Origin of the sequence: Microcoleus sp. AR_TQ3_B6, assembly GCF_036702785.1 — a bacterium.
Lineage (GTDB): Bacteria > Cyanobacteriota > Cyanobacteriia > Cyanobacteriales > Microcoleaceae > Microcoleus.
Genome location: NZ_JAUBVJ010000186.1, coordinates 1 through 4,346, shown reverse-complemented (window position 1 = coordinate 4,346; position 4,346 = coordinate 1). Strand labels below are relative to the sequence as shown.

Below are 4,346 nucleotides of genomic sequence, written 5' to 3'. Positions count from 1 at the left end.
TTAAAGCTCGTGCGATTCGTTGATTGGGGAATCACGGTAATCAGTCCGTCAATAGCCAATCCAACCCCCCTTGGGTTGAACTCTCAGATTGATATAGGTGAAAGTCCTATCCGCTAGATTCAAGCGTGACTCCTTATCTGCCCACACCGAGTAAGCTCGATTCTTACAGAGTGAAGCTGGAAGGCGCAATCAGACAACTGTTATGGGTTGACACTGGCGCTAACAGGGAGTTTCTAAGGTGAAATCGAGCCTAGAAAAGTAACCCAAAGAAAAGCGGGGCATAAATGTCGAAACACCCCGACTTCATCAGAGTTAAAAACCCGCTGCATCCTTGAGCTTAATAGCAACATGAATCCAGGGTTTCTGATGGTTAAATTGGCTACACCTAATGGAACAATCAATCATCTGAGGGAACGAATAAAAACGAATCAAAAGTCTTGGGACGGTCGAATCCCAGGTAGGTAAGACGAGATACGGAAATCCTTTGATTCGGGTAGGACAGCGAGTAATTTCGCTGAGGTATTCAGAAAACACTTAACGGAGTCAGAGCATGATTAGGCGTGCGATTCGTTCTCAGCCGAATACATAAGCTGAGGTGAGGGAAAGGGTGCTTTATCCCTCATAACTTCTTCCAAGATACGGGTTTAAGTCCCGTCCATCTAGGGTGATGTGACTCCCAACCTGTCCACACCGAGTAAGCCTGGAATCTTACAGAGTGAAGCTGGAAACAGGACGCAATCAGAGCCAAAACAGATAGGCGCACTGGCGTTAATGGGGAGACGACATGGGTAAATAGGTTCTGGAAAAGTGTCTTTCATGCAAGCCACAATCTGAACAAACAATGTGGACTTCACTCTCGAAACTCTCGCTTCGTTCTGTCTAAAACAGGAGCAACCCTGAGAAGAGAGTAGGCAAATTGAACCGCCCTAAATCGTCAGCCAATCGGGAAGAGGAACGAATAAAAACGATGTTTGAGTCTGGAGCAGGTCGAAACTCCAGTAGGTGAGACAGGACACGGAACTCTTAGGCATCGGGTAGGACAGCGAGTAATTTCGCTGAGGTAATCAGAACACAAGAAGGTAAGTAGAGTATGGTTGGACGCAGTGTAATAACTAGCGAATCATGGAAGACATTGCATTGGAAGAAGTTCCGGCGCAACTTATTTCGCCTACAAGTCAGATTGTGGAAAGCTATTCAAGTTGGAGACAAGGCACGAGCCAGAAAGCTTCAAAAGCTAATACTGAGAAGCCAAAGCGCTAGGTTGCTGGCAATTCGTCAAGTGACACAACTCAATCAGGGTAAGAAAACTGCTGGCGTAGATGGTAAAGCAAGTCTTAGTGCCAAAGAACGCTTTGAACTGAACGAGATTCTAAAGAACAAGGTGCGTCACTGGGAACATCAAGGACTTAGAGAAATTCCAATCCCAAAAAAGGATGGTACTAAGCGAATTCTGAAAGTTCCCACAATCTCAGATAGAGCTTGGCAATGTCTCGCCAAGTACGCCATCGAACCAGCACACGAAGCATTATTTCATGCACGAAGCTATGGTTTTAGACCTGGACGCTCGGCGCACGATGCCCAGAAGGTACTCTTCATAAATTTGCAATCCAATCATGGAGGCAAAGCAAAGAGAATTCTGGAGCTAGATATTGAGAAATGTTTCGACCGCATCAACCATAGTATGCTAATGAGCAAAATAATAGCGCCCCAGTCTATTAAGACTGGATTGTGGAAATGCCTGAAGTCTGGAATTAGTCCAGACTTCCCTGACCAAGGTACACCTCAAGGCGGAGTCATTAGCCCGCTACTAGCCAACATAGCACTTGACGGAATAGAAGACATTCATCAATCGGTAAGATATGCCGATGACATGGTGTTTATTCTCAAGCCAAACGACGACGCCGCCAAAGTCCTAACTAAGGTGGAAGAATTCCTAGCACTATGGGGGTTGAACGTTAAAGCCTCCAAAACAAAACTGGTAGCCTCGACAGATGGATTTGACTTTCTTGGATGGAATTTTAGGGTGCAAGAAAATGGAAAGTTTAGAAGTATTCCTTCTGAAGAAAACTTCAAAGCGTTCCAAACCAAAGTCAAACACATCGTCAACAACTCGAATTATGGTGCTGAAGTCAAGGCTGAAAAATTGGCTCCTATCATCAGGGGATGGAGAAACTACCACCGCTATTGCAAAATGGAGGGTTCTCGTTTCTCGCTGTGGCACACACGCCACAGAGCATGGAAGGTTTTCAGTAGAGAACGAAAACTTAACCGTTATCAGGTTGATGCCTTAATCGATAAGGCTTTCCCAAGCGTTCCCTACTCAGAAAATAAGCACGTCAATGTCAAGGGAGATAAAAGCCCCTTCGACGGCGACACCATCTACTGGAGCAAGAGAAACTCCGATAAATACGACGGAGCCACAGCCAGAACACTTAAAAGACAGCATCATTCATGTGGGCAATGTGGGCTTAAATTCAACGATGACGAACGGGTGCATCTTCACCACATTGACGGCAACCACAACAACTGGAAGCCTAGTAATCTGGTAGCAATCCATGAGAGCTGCCACGATTACCTCCACATGAGCAAAGGCTAAGCCTTACATTATCGGGAGCCGGATGCACTAAAAGGCGCACGTCCGGATCTAACGGAGAGGGGCGGGAGATAATACTCCCCCTCGACTCCACCACAGTCACGAGGCTAGTGAATCTTGGAAAAATCTAAATTGGAAGAAATTTCGACGCGATTTATTTCGCCTGCAATGTAGAGTGTTCAAAGCTATTCGAGAAGGAAACAAGCGCAAAGCTCTGTCACTTCAAAAGCTTATTCTGAAATCCAAAGCGGCTAGACTTTTGGCAATTCGTCAAGTATCACAGCTAAATACGGGAAAGAAAACGGCAGGAATTGACGGCAAAAAGTCCCTTACCTTCAAGGAACGGTTTGAACTAGAGGCACTGCTGAAAACGTCCGGTAACAATTGGATACACCAAAAGTTACGCTCTATCCCAATTCCTAAGAAGGATGGTTCTACACGGATGCTGAAAATTCCCACTATTGCCGACAGAGCGTGGCAATGTCTCGCAAAATACGCAATAGAACCCGCACATGAAGCACTATTCCATGAACGCAGTTACGGTTTTAGACCAGGACGCTCGGCACACGATGCCCAAAGAATCTTGTTTCAAAACTTAAAATCTGATGCCAATGGAATCAATAAACGGGTTATAGAACTCGATATTGAAAAGTGCTTCGATAGGATAAGCCATACTACAATTATGGAAAACCTTATTGCCCCTAAAGGCACTAAAGCAGGTATATTCCGATGCTTAAAAACCGGAGTCAATCCTGAATTTTCATTCCAAGGTACACCCCAGGGTGGTGTGATTAGTCCTTTGTTAGCAAACATTGTCCTCAATGGAATCGAAAGTATCCATAGATACCATAGAAATAAAAGAAAACGGATTACACAAAACACCTCTCAAAAGGAAATAGTGTATCAATCAATCCGCTACGCGGACGACATGGTAATCGTACTTCGACCCGAAGACAATGCAGAAAAGATACTTGAAGATATTAGCCAATTCTTAGCCGAAAGAGGAATGAAAGTAAGCGAAAAAAAGACAAAAGTAAGCGCTGCGACAGATGGATTTGACTTCCTTGGTTGGCATTTCAAAGTGCTTGCGCAACGGTAAATTTAGAAGCACTCCCTCAGTGGACAATTTTAAAAAGTTCCGTCAGAAGGTAAAAGCTATCGTCAATAACTCGAATTATGGTTCTAAGGTGAAAGCTGAAAAGTTAGCACCAATAGTTAGAGGATGGAGAAACTACCATAAATTCTGTAAAATGGATGGTTCACGATTTTCGCTGTATCACACACAATACAGAACATATAAGGTGTTTAATAAAGAAACCAAGCAAGACCGCCACTCTGCTAAGAAATTACTAGACAAGGCATTCCCAACAGTTTCGTACTCCGAAAATCGTCATAACAATGTCATAGGAACTAAATCACCTTACGACGGTGACATAACTTACTGGAGCGAACGCAATAGTAAGTTATACGACGACAACACCTCTAAAGCCTTAAAACGGCAAAACCATACCTGTGGTCATTGTGGCTTAAAGTGTACAAGCGAAGAACGGTTACACCTCCACCACATTGATGGGAATCACAGCAACTGGAAAGTAAAAAACCTGATTGCTATTCATGAGTCCTGTCACGATTATATCCACATGAGCAAAAGGGTTATCCCTTAAGAATATCGGGAGCCGGATGCAGGGAAACCCGCACGTCCGGTTCTAACAGAGAGGTGCGCTGGGTAATACCAGCCATCGACTCTACCAGT

The 4,346-nt window shown here is 44.4% G+C and carries 3 protein-coding genes and 1 pseudogene; all 4 read left to right on the top strand.

The window, feature by feature from the left end; translation table 11 throughout:
• Window positions 1-1,090 precede the first annotated feature (1,090 nt).
• On the top strand, window positions 1,091-2,596 hold the full coding sequence (locus QUB56_RS36345; protein ID WP_332961209.1) for a reverse transcriptase domain-containing protein: 1,506 nt from the start codon (window positions 1,091-1,093) through the stop codon (window positions 2,594-2,596).
• Window positions 2,597-2,723: 127 nt separating this feature from the next.
• A pseudogene (locus QUB56_RS37610) lies at window positions 2,724-2,939 on the top strand (reverse transcriptase N-terminal domain-containing protein); the annotation flags it as partial.
• A 15-nt stretch (window positions 2,940-2,954) separates the two neighbouring features.
• Entirely contained in the window at window positions 2,955-3,692 is a 738-nt protein-coding gene (locus tag QUB56_RS36340; protein ID WP_445243448.1) for a reverse transcriptase domain-containing protein, read from the top strand.
• Between the two features lie 19 nt (window positions 3,693-3,711).
• Window positions 3,712-4,257 (top strand): group II intron maturase-specific domain-containing protein, encoded by a 546-nt coding sequence (locus QUB56_RS36335; RefSeq protein WP_332961207.1) that lies wholly within the window; start codon window positions 3,712-3,714, stop codon window positions 4,255-4,257.
• Window positions 4,258-4,346 lie beyond the last annotated feature (89 nt).